Source organism: Paraburkholderia sp. GAS348, from assembly GCF_050434205.1.
Lineage (GTDB): Bacteria > Pseudomonadota > Gammaproteobacteria > Burkholderiales > Burkholderiaceae > Paraburkholderia.
Genome location: NZ_JBNPVT010000016.1, coordinates 67,958 through 84,304, shown reverse-complemented (window position 1 = coordinate 84,304; position 16,347 = coordinate 67,958). Strand labels below are relative to the sequence as shown.

The 16,347-nt window shown below is 61.5% G+C and carries 16 protein-coding genes and 1 pseudogene; 11 read left to right on the top strand and 6 right to left on the bottom strand.

Annotated features, from left to right (window positions below; genetic code table 11):
- The first annotated feature begins 121 nt into the window (after positions 1 to 121).
- Complete coding sequence (locus P3T22_RS23605) at positions 122 to 1,273, top strand: branched-chain amino acid ABC transporter substrate-binding protein (protein WP_063499217.1); 1,152 nt, start codon at positions 122 to 124, stop codon at positions 1,271 to 1,273.
- Between the two features lie 40 nt (positions 1,274 to 1,313).
- Here P3T22_RS23605 and P3T22_RS23600 read toward each other — a convergent pair whose 3' ends face one another.
- On the bottom strand, positions 1,314 to 1,676 hold the full coding sequence (locus P3T22_RS23600) for a hypothetical protein (RefSeq protein WP_429326287.1): 363 nt from the start codon (positions 1,674 to 1,676) through the stop codon (positions 1,314 to 1,316).
- On the opposite strand from P3T22_RS23600, the gene P3T22_RS23595 reads away from it, so the two are divergent.
- Together P3T22_RS23595 and P3T22_RS23590 are read left to right on the top strand one after the other, a co-directional pair.
- Complete coding sequence (locus P3T22_RS23595) at positions 1,651 to 3,246, top strand: flavin monoamine oxidase family protein (protein ID WP_063499216.1); 1,596 nt, start codon at positions 1,651 to 1,653, stop codon at positions 3,244 to 3,246. The genes P3T22_RS23600 and P3T22_RS23595 overlap by 26 nt on opposite strands.
- A gap of 43 nt (positions 3,247 to 3,289) precedes the next feature.
- Positions 3,290 to 3,712 (top strand): c-type cytochrome, encoded by a 423-nt coding sequence (locus P3T22_RS23590; RefSeq protein ID WP_063499215.1) that lies wholly within the window; start codon positions 3,290 to 3,292, stop codon positions 3,710 to 3,712.
- 52 nt (positions 3,713 to 3,764) lie between these two features.
- Here the strand turns inward: P3T22_RS23590 and P3T22_RS23585 are convergent, their stop codons facing one another.
- Positions 3,765 to 3,920, bottom strand: coding sequence for a hypothetical protein (locus P3T22_RS23585; RefSeq protein ID WP_158515334.1), 156 nt, complete (start codon positions 3,918 to 3,920; stop codon positions 3,765 to 3,767).
- A 235-nt stretch (positions 3,921 to 4,155) separates the two neighbouring features.
- On the opposite strand from P3T22_RS23585, the gene P3T22_RS23580 reads away from it, so the two are divergent.
- The 5 genes from P3T22_RS23580 (at position 4,156) to P3T22_RS23560 (ending at position 8,924) form a co-directional block, all read left to right on the top strand.
- A complete protein-coding gene (locus tag P3T22_RS23580; protein ID WP_429326286.1) occupies positions 4,156 to 5,124 on the top strand; it encodes a metallophosphoesterase family protein in 969 nt (322 codons plus the stop codon).
- 35 nt (positions 5,125 to 5,159) lie between these two features.
- The gene (locus P3T22_RS23575; protein ID WP_429326285.1) at positions 5,160 to 5,504 is read left to right on the top strand and encodes a cupredoxin domain-containing protein; all 345 of its coding nucleotides are present in this window, start codon (positions 5,160 to 5,162) and stop codon (positions 5,502 to 5,504) included.
- A gap of 390 nt (positions 5,505 to 5,894) precedes the next feature.
- On the top strand, positions 5,895 to 6,752 hold the full coding sequence (locus P3T22_RS23570; RefSeq protein WP_429326284.1) for a hypothetical protein: 858 nt from the start codon (positions 5,895 to 5,897) through the stop codon (positions 6,750 to 6,752).
- Complete coding sequence (locus P3T22_RS23565) at positions 6,712 to 7,872, top strand: diguanylate cyclase (protein ID WP_429326283.1); 1,161 nt, start codon at positions 6,712 to 6,714, stop codon at positions 7,870 to 7,872. The genes P3T22_RS23570 and P3T22_RS23565 overlap by 41 nt, the downstream gene beginning before the upstream one ends.
- Positions 7,873 to 8,084: 212 nt before the next feature.
- Positions 8,085 to 8,924 carry a phytochelatin synthase family protein gene (locus P3T22_RS23560; RefSeq protein WP_429326282.1) on the top strand — a complete coding sequence of 280 codons (840 nt, stop codon included), beginning with the start codon at positions 8,085 to 8,087 and terminating at the stop codon, positions 8,922 to 8,924.
- 98 nt (positions 8,925 to 9,022) lie between these two features.
- On the opposite strand, the gene P3T22_RS23555 is transcribed toward P3T22_RS23560, so the two are convergent.
- Positions 9,023 to 10,495, bottom strand: coding sequence for a sodium:solute symporter family protein (locus P3T22_RS23555; RefSeq protein ID WP_063499210.1), 1,473 nt, complete (start codon positions 10,493 to 10,495; stop codon positions 9,023 to 9,025).
- Positions 10,492 to 10,707 (bottom strand): DUF3311 domain-containing protein, encoded by a 216-nt coding sequence (locus P3T22_RS23550; protein ID WP_063499209.1) that lies wholly within the window; start codon positions 10,705 to 10,707, stop codon positions 10,492 to 10,494. The genes P3T22_RS23555 and P3T22_RS23550 overlap by 4 nt, the downstream gene beginning before the upstream one ends.
- A 348-nt stretch (positions 10,708 to 11,055) precedes the next feature.
- Between P3T22_RS23550 and P3T22_RS23545 the strand changes: the two genes are divergently transcribed.
- On the top strand, positions 11,056 to 11,733 hold the full coding sequence (locus tag P3T22_RS23545; protein WP_063500731.1) for a MarC family protein: 678 nt from the start codon (positions 11,056 to 11,058) through the stop codon (positions 11,731 to 11,733).
- Positions 11,734 to 11,763: 30 nt separating this feature from the next.
- Positions 11,764 to 11,874, top strand: a pseudogene (locus P3T22_RS23540) (class II glutamine amidotransferase); the annotation flags it as partial.
- 66 nt (positions 11,875 to 11,940) lie between these two features.
- Here P3T22_RS23540 and P3T22_RS23535 read toward each other — a convergent pair.
- A complete protein-coding gene (locus tag P3T22_RS23535) occupies positions 11,941 to 13,692 on the bottom strand; it encodes a cobaltochelatase CobT-related protein (RefSeq protein WP_429326281.1) in 1,752 nt (583 codons plus the stop codon).
- Positions 13,693 to 13,772: 80 nt separating this feature from the next.
- Positions 13,773 to 14,999: an AAA family ATPase gene (locus P3T22_RS23530; RefSeq protein WP_429326280.1), complete on the bottom strand. Its 1,227-nt coding sequence runs from the start codon at positions 14,997 to 14,999 to the stop codon at positions 13,773 to 13,775.
- Between the two features lie 236 nt (positions 15,000 to 15,235).
- On the opposite strand from P3T22_RS23530, the gene P3T22_RS23525 reads away from it, so the two are divergent.
- Complete coding sequence (locus P3T22_RS23525; RefSeq protein ID WP_063499206.1) at positions 15,236 to 16,321, top strand: porin; 1,086 nt, start codon at positions 15,236 to 15,238, stop codon at positions 16,319 to 16,321.
- Positions 16,322 to 16,347: the final 26 nt, after the last annotated feature.

The window sequence follows — 16,347 nt, the reverse complement described above, 5'->3', positions numbered from 1 at the left end:
GGTTTTGACCGCACAGGTTTGCTCGCTTCACAACACGTACCGCAGGACGGATTCGACGCGTCGCGCATCGGATCGGCCAACCTACACATCGCGCGACGTTACATCTCGCAAGGAGCGCATCATGAATCGCCGCTATTGGCTGTTGAGTGCCACAGTTTGCGCACTCGTCACGTATATACCGTCTTCGTGGGCGGCCGATCCTGAAGTCGTCAAGATCGGTTTTGTCGGGCCGTTGACGGGCCCGGTTGCCCGAGTCGGCAAGGACCTGCAGTACGGCGCGCAATTAGCGCTCGATGAAGAGAATGCGAGGCATCCGGTGATCGGCGGAAAGCCGGTCAAGTTCGAGCTCGACGTGCAGGACGATCAGGCGGACCCCCGCGTGGCGATTCAGGTCGCGCAGAAACTGGTCGACGACGGCGTAGTCGGCGTGATCGGTCACTACAACTCGGGGTGCAGCATTCCGGCGTCGACGGTCTATCACCAGGCGAACGTTGCGATGATTACGCCGGGCTCGACCAATCCGCAACTCACCAAGCAAGGCTACAAGAACGTGTTCCGCACCATGGGGCATGACGGCATTGGCGGTGTCGTAGCCGGGCATTTCGTCGTGGAGCAGATGAAGGCGAAGCGCATCGGCATCATCGACGACCGTACCGCATTCGGGCAAGGGCTTGCGGACGCGTTCGAAAAAGGCGCAAAGGAAGCAAACGGCAACATAGTCGATCGCGAGTTCACGAATGACAAAGCGGTGGATTTTCGCGCCATCCTGACGACGCTCAAGAGCAAGAACGTCGACCTGATTTTCTTCGGCGGTCTGGACGAACAGGGCGCAATGCTGGTCAAACAGATGCGCTCGCTCGGCATGCAAGCGCAACTTTTCGGCGCGGGCGCGCTGAAGAGCAATGCTTTCCTGCAGATCGCCGGCACCGCGGGTGACGGTACCCAGGATCTCGAACCCGGTCCGGCGCTCGACAAGCTGCCTGCCGCGCAGGCGTTCGGCAAGCGCTATAAGGCGCGCTTCAATCAGGATGTCGAGCTGTACGCGCCGTTTGCATACGACGCCGCGCTCGCGATGATCAAGGCGATTCACGGCGCCGACTCGCTCGATCGCGCGAAAATTGTCGACGCGTTGTCGAAAGTGAAGGTCACTGGCGTGACCGGCAATATCACCTTTGACCCGTATGGCGATTTGATCAAGCCGCCGTACACGCTGTTTCAGGTCCAGCAAGGACAATGGAAGAGCATCAAGACCGTGGGCGGCAGCGGCGTCTAACCGTGCGCGAGAAGGCGCCAGTGGGACGAACGGATTGATTTCAGCGGAAATTTAGGCTTGCAGATCGCAATATGCCTTCGTTGATCTGAAAAAAGGCGAACGGTATAAGCCGGACTATCTGGCGATCAATCCGAATGGCAACGCGCCGTGTCTTGCCGATGGCGAGAACAGGATCTGGGAAACCGACGCCATCATCTGTCTTCTCGCCAGATATTTCCCAACGGGGAAAAATTGTTCTATGTTGTATAGCACTACGCCCGTTCACGACAGGTTCCACGGCGCAATCAAAGAAGGGAAGGAGAAGTCCGAAAAGATGGCACAACTGATGTGCGGGGTGGCGCACGCTTGAAACGCCGGTAAGCCGCGAGGAATCAAATATGGATGACATCCGTTCCAGTTCCATCAGTCGCCGCGAGCTACTGGCGATGATCGGCAGGACAACCAGTGCTGCTGTCATGTATCAGGCGATGAGCAGTCTCGGTTATGCCGCCGAGTCCGACTTCCAGGGCCCGGTCAGCCTTGAAGGCGCGCCAAAGGGTACCTCGGTCCTTATTCTTGGCGCGGGCCTGGCAGGCATGACAGCGGCCCTTGAGTTACGCAAAGCCGGTTACAAGGTCCAGGTGCTCGAATACCGGGAGCGTGCCGGTGGCCGTTCGTGGTCGTTGCGGGGCGGCGATACCTACACGGAGCTTGGTGGCTTTACGCAGCATTGCGACTTTGAAAAAGGCTTGTACATCAACCCGGGGCCATGGCGAATTCCGTACCATCACCGCGGGCTGCTTCACTATTGCAAGCTGCTTGGCGTCAAGCTTGAAGCTTTCGTCGAAATGAATGCCAACGCGTATCTCCACAACAGCAAGGCCTTCGGCGGCAAGCCGCAGCGATTCCGCCACGTCATGTCCGATTTCAATGGCTATGTTTCCGAGCTGCTCGCGAAGGCGACCGACCAGAACAAGCTCGACCAGGCTGTGGCAAAGGACGAGCGGGATATCCTGCTTGAGGCGTTGAGGAGTTGGGGAGCGCTTGATGACAAATACGCCTATACGCCCGCGACCGCCAGTGCGATGCGCGGCTACGACAAGGACCCCGGCGGCGGCCCCGGTGGCGCGCCGACCCCGTCCACACCCATCTCGCGGGCCGACATCCTGAATTCCGGGCTCTGGCATCACCTGAGCTTTCCGTTGACCTACGAATATGCGCAGACGCTCTTCCAGCCAGTCGGGGGCATGGACATGATTGCGCAAGGCTTCGCTCGCGAGGTAGCGTCACTGATCCAGTTCAATGCCAAGGTCACGGAAATTGCGCAGAGCGATTCGGGCGTCACTGTCACGTACGTGGATGCACGGCATGGCGGCGAGGCCCGTCGGGCCAAAGCCGACTGGTGCGTATGTACGGTTCCGCTGTCAATTCTGAGCCAGATCAGGAACAACTTTTCGAGCACCCTGCAAGCTGCAATCAACGCGGTTCCGTATGCGCCGGCAATCAAGGCAGGGTTGCAGTTCAAGCGTCGCTTCTGGGAGGAAGACGATGCAATCTACGGAGGTATCAGCTTCACGGATTTGCCGATCGGCCAGATCTCATATCCGAGTACCGACTATCAGAAGCCAGGCAAGGGCGTGATACTCGGCGCGTACATGTTCGGCGTCAGTGCTGTCGAGTTCACCTCGCTTTCACCGTCCGAGCGGCTGCAGCGCGTGCTCGAATATGGCGCGCAGTTGCACCCGCAAATGAGCAGGGAATTCGACAATGGCATTTCGGTGGCCTGGCACCGCGTTCCATGGACGCTTGGCTGCTATGGGATGTGGAAAGAGGATACGCGCCAGCAGTACTACAAGGATCTTTGTGCGATCGACGGCCACACGGTCCTGGCGGGCGAACACTGTTCGTACGTGAATGCCTGGCAGGAGGGCGCGATCCTGTCGTCGCTGAGCGCGATAGAACGGCTGCACCAACGCGTGGTCGCCGGCCGCTGAGATGAACATTCGCCCGTTCATGATCTGAGGAGGGATTTGAGCCATGAGACGAATCCACCAAACGTTCGCGGCCGTACTGCTGACGCTACTCGCCAGCGATGCCGCACTCGCTGACTCGGCTGGCGTGGTCGGCGCCAATTCGTTTCCTCAGCGCGATGGCCAGCAGCTCTACACGTCGATCTGCCAGGGCTGTCACATGTCGAACGCGAAGGGCGCAACGGGTGCCGGCACTTACCCACCGCTGGCAAACAATCCACGACTGGCCAGCGCGCCTTACCCGATTTCCATGGTGCTTTATGGGCAAAAAGGCATGCCCGGATTTGGTGGCTTTCTGGACGATGCGCAGGTCGCCGCGGTGGTCAATTACGTTCAGACGCACTTCGGAAATAATTACGATGGGAAAGTCACTGCCGGTGACGTGAAAGCACTGCGGCAGCCCAATTATCAGTATTTCACGCTCGACTGAGTGACGGCCCAGCGTCATACGACGCAGTCACTGCGCCCGACGATCAGCGAAATCACGATCCGCTCGCAGTTCGGCTCGAACCCATACAGCGACGCCGCGAGGCGCGTCGCAACCGCGTGCCGCACACGCGCTGGTATTCCTCGCGGCCAATCCTGCCGTCGAGGATGACCGCCATGCCCGAGGCACGGGCCATGTCGATGATGTCCATGTTGGCCACTCCTTTCAGGTTCTCTCACCTGCGTGACTGCCGCCGTGGTGCGGCTATTCCCGCATTTGCCCAGGTGCGAAACATATAAGCCCGAGCGGCTGAACTCGCTGACCAGCGCTAATTTCTTTTTTCCTGGAATAAAACCGGCGGCGCGGCAGTCTTCCCGATGAACCGACTCGTGTGGCCCGCCGGATGATCCCGCGGTTTGCCTGCGAATCCTTATCGTGAGGTCAACATGTCGTCACATCATTCATCCGATCCAGCATTCAACCCCACATTTAGCCCGTCACGCCGCGGCGCGCTGAAATGTCTCGCTTTCGGCGGCGTAGGCACGGTGTTCGTTCTTGCCGGCGGCATTCTCACGCCGGTGGAACTGGCCCTCGCGGCCGACGCGAAATCATCCGCGACGTCCACGGGCGTGCCGCTTTTCCTGCAGATCAGCGATTCCCATATCGGCTTCAATAAAGAAGCCAACCCGGACGTCGCGGGCACGCTCAAGCAGACGATCGACTACGTCAATGCCATGCCGGTCAAGCCCGCGCTGACCATCCACACGGGCGATATCACGCATCTTTCCAAGCCGGCGGAGTTCGATCTCGCGGCGCAGTTGATGTCGGGTCTGAATATCACTGAGCTCCACACCGTGCCGGGCGAGCACGACGTGACGGACGGCCCGGGAACCGAGTACTTCAGCCGCTTCGGCAAAGCTTCGGACAATAAAGGCTATTACAGCTTCGACCACAACGGCGTGCACTTCGTCGCGCTCGTCAACGTGATGCATTTCAAGCCTAACGGCCTGGGCGGTCTCGGCGACGATCAACTCGCCTGGCTCGAGAATGACCTGAAGGGCCGCTCGTCCAGCACGCCGATCGTCGTCTTTGCCCACATGCCGATGTGGACGATCTACGAGCCATGGGGGTGGGGCACGGGCGATGCCGGCCAGGCCATGAGTTATCTGAAGCGCTTTGGCTCGGTGACCGTGCTGAATGGCCATATTCACCAGATCGTGTCGAAGGTCGAAGGCAATATCACGTTCCATACCGCCCGCTCCACAGCCTATCCGCAACCGACCGCCGGCAATGGTCCCGGCCCGGGCCCACTCACGGTAGCGAGCGATCAGCTCCCGAAGATGCTCGGCGTGACCAGCATCAAGATCGTGCGGCATCCGCTCAAGGCAACACTTGCCGATACGACACTCGTTTGATTTAAGGCCTATTTTTCGTTTGCAGGAGATCAGTTATGCAAAGTAATTCTTTTTGCCGCGCGTTCTTTGTGCTGCTCGGGAGTTCGGCGCTCATCGCGGCATCAGGTGGACTTTCCGTTGCGCGAGCAGAGACACCCAACGCCGTGGTCATCAAGAACTTCATGTTTTCTCCGATGGCGCTCACAGTCAAAGCCGGTTCGACAGTGACGTGGAAAAATCTCGATGGCGAGCCGCACACAGTCGTGAACGACGCGGGCATGTTTCGCTCCGCCGCGCTCGATCAGAACGACACGTACCAGTTCAAGTTCGACAAGCCGGGCGTGTACAAGGTGTTTTGCGGCATCCATCCGAATATGAAAGAAACGATCACCGTGCAATAGGTGCCGGTTCCGGTGTGGGGCGCGATGCGCCCCACCGGGCATGCATGACGTTTTGAGCGGTGCTCACCAGTTGGCACGTTCCCTATTGGCGTGTTTTTTGCGTGACAGAGAGCCGCGGCACATGCCCACATCGCCGCTTCCAATCCAGCGTGGAAGCGGCCTGCCAGCGTTCGCGGCGCAGCCCGGGAAGATGCGCGGCGTTGAATCTTTTACCTGTTTTATAGATGCTCGGCGGACTCGCAAAGTTGGCGTTTAAAGCGCAGCATTGCCGTATTGTCGTTACCCGGCGAGCGGGATAAATTCTTCCAACGACTCCAGATCGATCGCCGCTGAATTGTACGAACAAAGTCTGTCGACATGTCAGACGTTAGGATTCCGGAGAGTATTGCGATGTTCAACAATGCCGACTTGCCAAAATCTTCTGAAGATAGTCCGGATACTGAGTTCGACGCTGACGCTGAGCCGTCGGCTGCGGCACCGCCCGTGCGATTTGGACGTCTTGTACTCTGTGTCGCGACGGCAAGCGCGCTGGCTTTTGGCGTGGTGGGTACGGTCGTGTACGGCATCTGGTTCAACCACGACCAGCAAGCGTATGCCGAGGCCATGGCGGGCGCGCGGCAGGCGCTTGGCACGGCTGCGTCAGCGGCGGTAGGAGAGGCGTTGGCGAATCCGATTGCACCGCCACGGCCCGCAACTTTGGTGGCAGCGCCACGATCGGAGACGGCAGCGGCAGCGACAGCGGCAGCGCCACGATCGGCGACGACAGCGACAGCGGCAGCGGCGGAGCGAACCGCGGGCGGTGTGCAAGCAGCCGCAGTTACACCGGCGGTAGCGGGAACGCAGGCAACAGCGGGTACACCGGCAACAGCACAAACGCAGGCCGCAGCGGCAGCATCGGGCGAAGAAGAAAAAGGCGGAAAACTGACCTCCTGGGCTGGCCCGGTCACGCGACTCCCGGCGTCTGTGGCTAGCCAGAATACCGTGGCCGACGCAAGCCCCGGCGTGGCCGCGTCTTCCGATCCTCCTGCTCACCGCGCGGCGCCCCCGTCCAATCCTGCTGCGCAGCAGCGGGCGTCGGGCCGCTCCGGCAGAGATGCGCGTCTCGCGCAGCAGGACCGTCGATCTTCTTCGGCGGCAAATGCCGGGCACAAGGGCAGTCTGTTCGCCCGGATGAGTTCGTTCTTTCGTCGCGTAAGCTATCGTCAGCATGGCACCGGAAGCCAGCAAGACATCTATTCCCATTCCTGAGCGGACTCGTAACCAGCGCGACGCTCGTGCGCGCGCCCTCGCGATCCGCTTCGGGCTTGGCCCGGCAGCGATCGCTGCCGCCGCGCTGGTTTGTCTTCTGATTGGCCTTCTGTATCTTGCACTCCAGATCCGGACGATCTTTTCCGATCAGTTGAAGCAGGAATATGCGGGGCTCGTTCTCGAAGCGGTCGAACGGGTGGAAAGCGCCCGGAGTCTGGTCGGCATCTGGCAGCAGCTGCCCGACACCACGCAAGCCCGAGCCGCCGGGTATCGGCAGGCGCGAACCGAACTCGCCCATCGCCTTGCGTCACTTGCGGCGCTGGTGAATGCGAGTCCGTCGGCAGCGCCGCGTTTGCCGCCATCCTCGCTCACGCCCGACGCCGATCTGCGCGACACGGATGCCGTGCTCAGTAACGTGTCGGCCTGGTGGCGAGCGCAGCGCGATGCCGACAGCGCCGATGTGCGCGTGCGGATTACCCATGTCGCGCGCACGCTGATCGCGTCGGCGGCGCTGCTGTTCTGCATGCTGATCACCGCGCTGGGAATGTATGCCAAACGGAATCGCCTGCTGGCAGGCCAGTCGCATGAATTCGAATGGGCGGCGCTGCACGACGCGATGACCGGCTTGCCGAACCGGCGCAAGCTGTTTGCCACGCTCGAAGAAGCGGCGACGAAATCGCCCGCGCTCGCGGCGCCTTGCAAAATTGCGGTGCTGTATGTCGATCTGGATGGATTCAAGCAGGTCAATGACTCGCTCGGCCACCGCGTCGGTGATGAATTTCTGATCGCGGTTTCGAAACGCTTTCGGGAGTCGGTGCGCAAAGTCGACGTCGTCGCCCGGATTGGCGGCGACGAATTCGCCGTCCTGGTCAGTGAATTTTCGACGAATGCGGAGCTGGGTGAAATCGCCCGGCGGCTCATCGCCTGCGTGGTTCAAACGGACAAGGTGATGGGGGTCGGACAGGTTCGTGCCAGCATCGGCATCGCCAGTTTTCCTGACCCCGTCGACGATTACCAGCGCCTCGTGGCCGCGGCCGACGAGGCGATGTACCGGGTAAAGCGCAGCGGCAAGAACAGTTACGCATTCGCCGACGAGGCGAACCGACCGATGCCTTTATGAAGTTTGGCTGTCCTGGCTCTCCTGGCTCTCCTAGCCCCCTGGCTCTCTTGCGTCTGTGATTTCACCTTCGCCTTGCGGTGCGATGCCTGCGGCCGGCCGCCACGTTCACGCGCCGACGTGTTTCGTGTTAAAAAATCGAGGTTTGCCGATTGGGAGTGGGATACGTCGGCACAACCGAAGTCGTTCCGAATTCATCCGCAGCGGAAGGGTTTATGACCAGATATTCGTTGATGCGCGCCGTGGGGCGCGTAAGCCGGCCTGAGTGGATCCTTGCTGCACTGATGGCGACGCTGGCAGCCTGTGCGCCGCTGGCACCGGCTGCCAATCAAGCCGCGGATCAAACCTCGCGTCAGGGTTCGCAGCAGGCTCCTGCTTTGGGCACAGCGCGCCCAGCCGATGGGCCGCTGCCCGTTCCTCCAAACCTCATTGCATTGACGCAACCGGCAGGCCAGCAGCGCTTGATGGCCACCACTCGTAAGCAGTCGTACTGGCCGCTCTCGCAGTACTTCGAAACGCAGCGCAACCAGGCCTACTGTTCAGTCGCGACTTCGGTAATGGCGCTCAATGCACTGGGCATCCGCCGTCCCGAGTCGACCCTGTACCCGGACTTTCCCTATTTCTCGCAAGAGGATTTCTTTCGCAGCGTCGATCCGCAAGTGGCCAATGCCGCGCAGGTGTCCAAAGAAGGCATGACGCTCGCCCAGCTCAGCGCGGCCCTGCGCGCATTTCCTGTCGAGGTGAGGACATTCCATGCCAGCGATCTGACGCTCGATCAGTTTCGCGATCTGGTTCGTGACACGACGGGTCACAGCGACCGCTTTGCGCTATTGAACTTCAGGCGGATGGAGATAGGCGAAGCAGGTGGCGGCCATTGGTCGCCACTTGCCGCATACGACGCCGAAAGCGATAGCGCGCTGCTTCTCGATGTGGCGCGCTACAAGTATCCAGCGGTGTGGGTGCCGGTCACGCAACTGTACGCAGGCGCCCTGGCGGTCGATAACGTGAGTGGACTTTCACGCGGCATGTTGATCGTCGGCACGCGAGCGAACTAATGGCCTTTCCTGATGTGCGCGCCGCAGCGCATGACCTGGCGGAGCGTGATTTGCAAACCACGCTCCGCCACGCCGGTGACAACGATACGAAGAAAACCTCAATGCACCGGTGCGTGCGTCTGCTCGACCGGCCGCGGCTGCGTCGCAGCGCTCACCGCAGCAAAAACAATGATGTTCACGGCCAATGCCAGGAAGCCGATATTGACGTCCTTTAGCGCGTCGGGCAAAAACGGCATCAACTGCCCAACACTCAGATGCAGGGTGGTCGTCAGGGTCACCACGGCAACGCCGGTCAGAATCCCGCAGAACGCGCCGTACTTGGTCGCCCGGCTATGCGGCAGCAAACTGCAGATCACCGCAGGAAACAGCTGGGTCACAAAGCTGTAGCCCATCAACAGCAACGCCACGATCGTCTCGCCGCCGTGCAGCGTAAAACCGACGGCCACCAGCGCCACCACCGGCACCAGGAAGCGCGCGAGGTTGGCCACCGTCGCATCCGACGCCTTGCGGCTCACCATGCCGCGATACACGTCGTTGGCAAGCAGCGTCGACGCCGACGTCAGGATCATCGATCCCGGCACCAGCGCCGTCAGAATCCCCGCCGCGCCGATCACGCCGACGAACCACGGGTCGAAAGTCTGCAACGACAGGCGGAACAGCGACAGGTCGATGTCGCCACCCTTCAGGCCCGGCACCTTTAGCGTCGCCGCAAAGCCCACGAAGAACACGAACAGCAGAATGAGCTGATACAGCGGCAGCACCATCGCGTTACGCCGGAAAATGCGCTCGTCCTTCGCCGTGAAAATCGAACCGAATGTGTGCGGCCACATGAAGAAGCCCAGCGCGGTCAGGAGCACAGTCGACTGGAACCAGGTCACGCTCGAACCCTTGGCCGGGAAGGTCAGGAAACCCGGGCGCGCGGCATCGATGGCGTGGAACATCGCGCCCAGGCCACCGTAGTAGTGCAACGGCAAATAGATGCCGAGGAACAGCACGATCGCCAGAATCAGCGTATCTTTCACCACCGAATTCCACGCGGAGCCGCGCACGCCGGAGATGGTCACGTAAGACGTCACCACCGCGGCGCCGATCCAGATGGCGGCCGTCGAGGAAATCACGCCATACGAGGCAGTCGCCACAATGATGCCAAGGCCCTTGAGCTGCAGCACGAGGTACGGAATCAGCGCGGCCACGCCGACCAGCGCGACGAGCGTGCCGAGCGCCGGGCTGTCGTATTTGCGTGCGAAGAAGTGCGGCTGCGAGACGAGGTGGTGATTTTTCGCATAACGCCAGATGGGCGGCAGCATCCAGTATGAGAGGATGTACGCGAGCGTGCCGTAGGCAAGAATGTAGTAGACCGGCGCGCCCTTGCCGTACGCAAAGCCGCTGCCGCCGAGGAAGGTGAAGGTCGTGTAGATCTCGCCCGCCATGAGCAGAAACACGAACGCGGTGCCGAAACTGCGGCCGCCCACGGTCCACTGTTCAAGACTCATGTCGTGGCCGCGCCGCGCGCGCACGCCCAGGTACAGCGCAAACAGCGTAATGGCCGCAATGATGACGAGTGCGCTCATGATCGGACCTCCTCGCCTTCCACGGCGAGCTGACGGTTGCTCGGGTCCAGACGATAGACGATCGCCATGATGATCGAACTCAGCACCACCCACATGACGATCCAGGCCAGCACGAACGGCATGCCGAGCACCAGCGGCTCGACACGATTCACTAACGGGACACCGAGCAGAATGCCGACGAACGGCAGCGCGGCGAGTACACGAAGCAACATGGGGCAACTCCTCGAACCGGTAAGTACGTCTCGTTGAAAGTGCGGCTTCGCTGAAGACTGTATGCCCGATGCTTTGAGTACGTAAAGGAAGTCAAAAAAATGTAGGCTTTCCGAAAGTTGCGCGCGCATCTTTCGGCGCTCCTCTGCTGCGGTGCAACGCCGCGACGGGCTTGCATCGCCCCCTTTTTTTACCGATTTGCGTGCCGCGCCGCGATATCATCTGACCCACGCAACGCGAGCATCAATCTGGGCAGCGGCGAAGGCGTCCAGCACATCAACTCAGCGCGGCGCTCCGGCGGCCAGTCAGTCAATCAGCCCGCCCGAGCCGCTGCCCGAAACGGATCGCATATGGTCGAAAGTCTGATCTCGGATATCCTGTTTGGCTTCACCGGGCTGATCAGCATCATCAACCCAATCGGCATGGCGTTCGTCTTTCTCGACCGGACTGCATCGCTCACCACGGAAGACCGTACGGCGCTTGCCAAGAAAATCGCCTTCAACGTCATGTGCGTGATGCTCGTCGCATTCTTTGTCGGCACCCCGATCCTTCATTTCTTCGGCATTTCCATCGAGGCGTTGCGGATCGGCGGGGGCCTCGCGGTCGCCGTCGGCGGCTGGCAGATGCTCAATGCGCCCGACACGCAACCGGCCGAGCAGCCGGCAGTCAAGCGTGTGGATTCGGATAACGCCATGTCGAAGGCGTTCTTCCCCCTCACCATGCCACTCACCACCGGGCCGGGTTCGATCGCCACTGCGATCGCGTTGACCGCGAACCGCACGCATAAGCTCTCGGCATTCGTGCTGTCGAGCATCGCGTCGGTAGTGATCTCGATCCTGGTGGCGGCCACCGTGTATCTGATCTACAGCCGGGCCGTGGTTTTCGCCAAGTATCTCGGCGTGGACGGCACCAAGGTCGCGATGCGGGTCTCGTCGTTCCTGCTGCTGTGCATCGGCGTGCAGATTATCCTGACCGGTTTTTCGGAGTTCCTGATTCCGATCGCACAGATGCAACCCGTGGTCAAATAGCGAACGGCGGCGCGCTGGTCTATTCGAGGTCGCTACCGCAGCGTCCAGCCCGCATGGAGCGACCGCAATCTGCGCGAGGCCGCGCGCGCCATCCGCGCGCCGCTGTTTGTCGCGCACGTGACCAGTATCCGTTCGAACCCAAATTGGTGTAGAGCGAGGCGAATGGCGTGCGCTATCTGATGATTCCGTTGAATGCGTGTTGATGTGCTAGCGCGTCAGCAGCATCGAACTCAACACCGAAAACACCGTCGACGGCAATTCCGCAAGACGGCTCACCACCACATTGTGCGGATAGAAATCCTCCACCGCATCGGTCAGCACGCCGATCCCTACCAGTTCGATGCCACGTTTCTGGATCGCCGCGACGCGTTCGCGCAGATCGTGGCGCAGCACCTGCGGGTCGCCGTCGCCGGTTGACGGATAGCCGTCTGAGAACACGATCAGGATGCGCCGTTCGGCCTGATGATCCGCGAGCCGCGTCGCGGCCCAGGCCAACGCCTCGCCGTCCGGATTCTCGTGACCGCAATCGATCCTGGCGATGCCGCTCAGATCCGTCGCACCAAAGCGTTTGTAGACTTTCAGATCGAGCCGCTCCATGAAGCGGTTATAGCGCCGCAAATCCGTCCCGGCCGCCAGTTGCCGTTCATACAGTTGCTTCATCGGCGCGGATTCGAGTGAGCAATAGCCGAGCACTTCGCAGTCGAACGACAACTGCGTCAGCGCATCGCACAGCGCGGTCGCGCATAGGCGCGCGAGTTCGATCTTGCGTCCGGCCATCGAACCGCTGCGATCGATCAGCAAGGTTACGGCGACGTCGCGCCCTTTGGCCGCCCGCTGCGTGCGAAACGGCGTACGGTAACCGGGCGAAGTGGCGAGCTTCGCCAGCGCGGTGCGGTCGATTTCGCCGCGCTCCTGCTCGCGGCGCCAACGGGTGCGTTCGTCGGCGCTCAGCGCGCGTTCGAGTTTTTCCTTGAGCGGCGCGGTATCCGCGCGGGCCTGCGCGCGAAGCTCGCGCCATGTCGCGCTGTCGCCCTGACCGGTGAGGTCGGCGATTTCGTCGAATTCGGTGGCGAGCGGAATCGATAGTCGTGCGCGAGTCGAGTCTGACGCCGTATTGGCGTCACCTTCGGAACGTGCCGATGGCGCCTGCGCATCGGCTAGCGATTGCCCCATGCCCACCGCATTCTCCGCTTGCGCGCCGGCGCTTTTGTCGGACGGCGGTGAGGCCGCGTTGTCCTGGTCGGGGCGTGCCGTGTCGTCATCATTGAACGGCGCGGACGAAGCCGCGGCGGTTTCCGTGTCGAGGTCTTCAACCGGATCCGCGGTGAACACCATGCTGTTGACTTCGCCCGCCGACAAAGCCCGCACGCGCGCCACCAGGGCCTGTGCTGCCGCAATGCTATGCGCGGTCGAACGGCTGCGCCGCGCTTCGTCCAACAGATCCTGCGCGGCGTGCAACGCGGCCAGCAGCGAATGGCTCGCTTCGGTCCGGGTCGGCTGTTCGTCCCACAACGCGCGCTCCGCCAGCCAGACCAGCCGGTCGCGCCAATGCAGCTTCGGCCAGCGCTGCCGCGCGTGTTCGGCGGCATGCACACGCAGTTTGCCGATGAACCAGCGCGCGCCCGGATACTCGTCGAGTAGTTGTGCGCAGACGCGGCGGTCCTCGATCACCTGCGCGAGATTCGCCGCCACGCCGGCAGGCAGCGCGTCCATTTGCGCGAGCGACGAGTGCTTGGCGCGCGCCACCAGCAGATCCAGATAGCCGATCAGCACGTCGCGCTCGACGCCGCCGCTCAACTCATAGTCGGGAATCACGATGCGGCCGGGTTCGACGCGCGGCCCATCCGGACTGAAGGCGACCGTCACGCCGTACTGCCCGGTCAGCACGCGCGCCACTTTGCCGAGCGTCGATTCGAACGCGAAGCCTCGCGTGTCGCGCGTTGGGTGCATGGCGCTCATGGTGCTGGTTTAATGTGCTCACTCATTGTGCTCACTCATTGCGCTCACTCATTGCGCTCACTCATTGTGCTCACTTACCGTCAGGCGGCCGGCGCAATGTGATGGCGAACGATGCCGCGAATCAACGCCGCATCTTCCGGACTGACCTTCGCGTAAATCGCAGGACCGGCGGCGCGTTCGGGGTCGCCGGTGCGCAGCATCAGTTCGGCCCAGTCGAGCAGGCGCCGCGTGGAGAATGCGCTCGACAGGTCTTCGCGGGCGAACGCCGCGCGGCAGTCGGCGGCAATCGCGGCGAGCGTGATGGCGAGCGCGCGTGTCATATGCGGGGCGAGGGTGCGCATCAGCACGTCGGCTTCTTCGGCGGGCGTCAGATAGTCCAGCATGTAGACCCGCCAGCGATCGAGAAACGCCTCGTTCATCAGATTCGCGCCCTGATACAGATGACGGAACTGGCTCATCGCACCGACCGCATTCGCGGTAGCGAACAGCCGGAACGCGGGATGCGGCGCGACGATCTCATTGCCTTTTTCTTTCAGCACGAGGCGGCCGTGCGGTTCGAGCACGGCAGTGAGGGCGGCCAGGATTGACGGTTCGGCGAAATCGATTTCGTCGACGATCAGCCAGAAGCCTTCGCGCATCGCCGTGGGCAGCACGCCGTCCACCCAGATCGTCTCGCCGCTCTTGACCGTCCAGAAGCCGACAAAATCGCCGACGGTGGTTTGCCCATTCATGTTCGAGCGCAACACCCCGTGATGCGAGCGCGCGGCGACCTGTTCGATCAGGCTGGTCTTGCCCGCGCCGGTGTGACCGATCAGCATGACGCGCCGGTTCTCCACGATATCTTCGACAATGTCGTTAAAGCGCTCGGAGAACACATAGGCCGGATTGACGCGCGGCACGAGCGGATTGTCGACGCCGCAAGGCACGTCGACATGACCGATGCGCACGGTTTCGCCCGAGCCCTCTACCTGCGGATGGCGCTTCGCCGCCGAGGCCCGCGCCGCAACGCGCTGCAACTCCGGCATGAAGGCCACCCGTTCTACGGTGCCCGCTCCGTCCGGGACATCGGGCGTATCGATCGCAAAGCCCTCGCGGCGCCACTTCTTGAGCTTCGCACGCAGGTTTTCTGCGTCGACCACCAGATCGATATCGACCGATCCGGTGCCGTTGCCTTCATCGACCCCATGCTCGAGCCGATAGTTTTCCGGCCGGTCCGCCACACTGACGCGCCACCATTCCGCGCCGGTTTCGGTCGCGCGCTGGTAAAGGCCAAGGTTTTCGTCTTCGCTCAGTTCAGGCGCTTTCATGGCAAGTGGCAAATGGTGAATCGTGAATGGTCAAATAACGAACAATGCGCTTCGATTTGGCTAAGGCCAAATGACCGACTATCTTATCGTGAGTAGCTTTCGATCTTCCCGACAGGGGTTTCTTTTGGGGCGCGGTGTGACGCGGCGAGTAGTTTTGAGTCTTAGGCAGTCGGCTTTGCCCATTATCTCGACAGAAGAAACTGACGGCAAAAACAATGAGACTACATACAAAATTAATGGCTGCTCTCGCGGTGGCAAGTCCTCTGGCATATGGTCAAACCAGCGTGACGTTATATGGCCGTCTCGACGGCGGCGTGGAATATCTGAATCACATCGACAATGGCGCAGGCGGCAGTTCAAGCCGTTGGAGTGCTGAAGGCGGCGATTGGGGCACCAGCATGCTGGGCCTGAAAGGCAATGAAGATCTGGGCGGCGGGCTGAATGCGATCTTCAATCTGGAAACCGGTCTGCAAGTCATGAACGGCACCACCGGTGGCGGACGGTTGTGGTCACGGCGTGCGTTCGTCGGTTTGAAGAGCGGCCAGTGGGGCACGCTGCAAGCCGGGCGCAATCTGTTCATCGATAGCGACGGGGTGTGGGAGTTCGACCCGTTCGTGCAGGAGGCATTTTCGTCGGCATCGCTCGTGCGCGGACGCAACTGGCAACAGACCAGCAACAACGTCGAGTATCACAGCCCGGTGTTGTGGGGCTTCGACGTGCAGGCGCAATACGCCTTCGGCAATCAGGCAGGCGCGTTCAACAGCGGCGCGCCGGGCGAGTTCGGCCGCTCCGACGGCATCATGCTGACGTACCACTCGCCGCTCTTCGACGTGCGTGGCATCTACGATGAACTGCGCGACAGCAACGGCCGCCTGAGCAATGTCTTCCAGAGCTCGCGCGAATATTTCGTCGGTGCGAATGTGCATTTCGACGCGGTGAAGATCCAGGGCGCGTATACGCATTACGCGGCGCCGGATTCGCCGGCGGGCGTGGCCGACAGTGCCGATCACTACTGGCTCGGCGCCACGTACAACGTCCAGCCACGCTGGGCCGTGACGGCGGGCGGCTTCTACATCAAGGTCGGCGACGGCGGCGGCGATGCCGCGCACGACCCGTCCGGCCACGCGATGATGTACGTGCTCGGCACCACCTATAACCTCTCGAAGCGCACCTTCGTGTACAGCACGGTGGGCTACGTGCGCAACGGCAGCAACTCGAATTTCTCGCTTGAAGCGTCGCCACGCGATGCTGCCAATAACACGAGTCCGCTCGCGGGCGAGTCGCAAACCGGCGCGTATGTCGGGATGCTGCATCAGTTTTAACGCAGCTTTAACGCAGCTTTAACGGC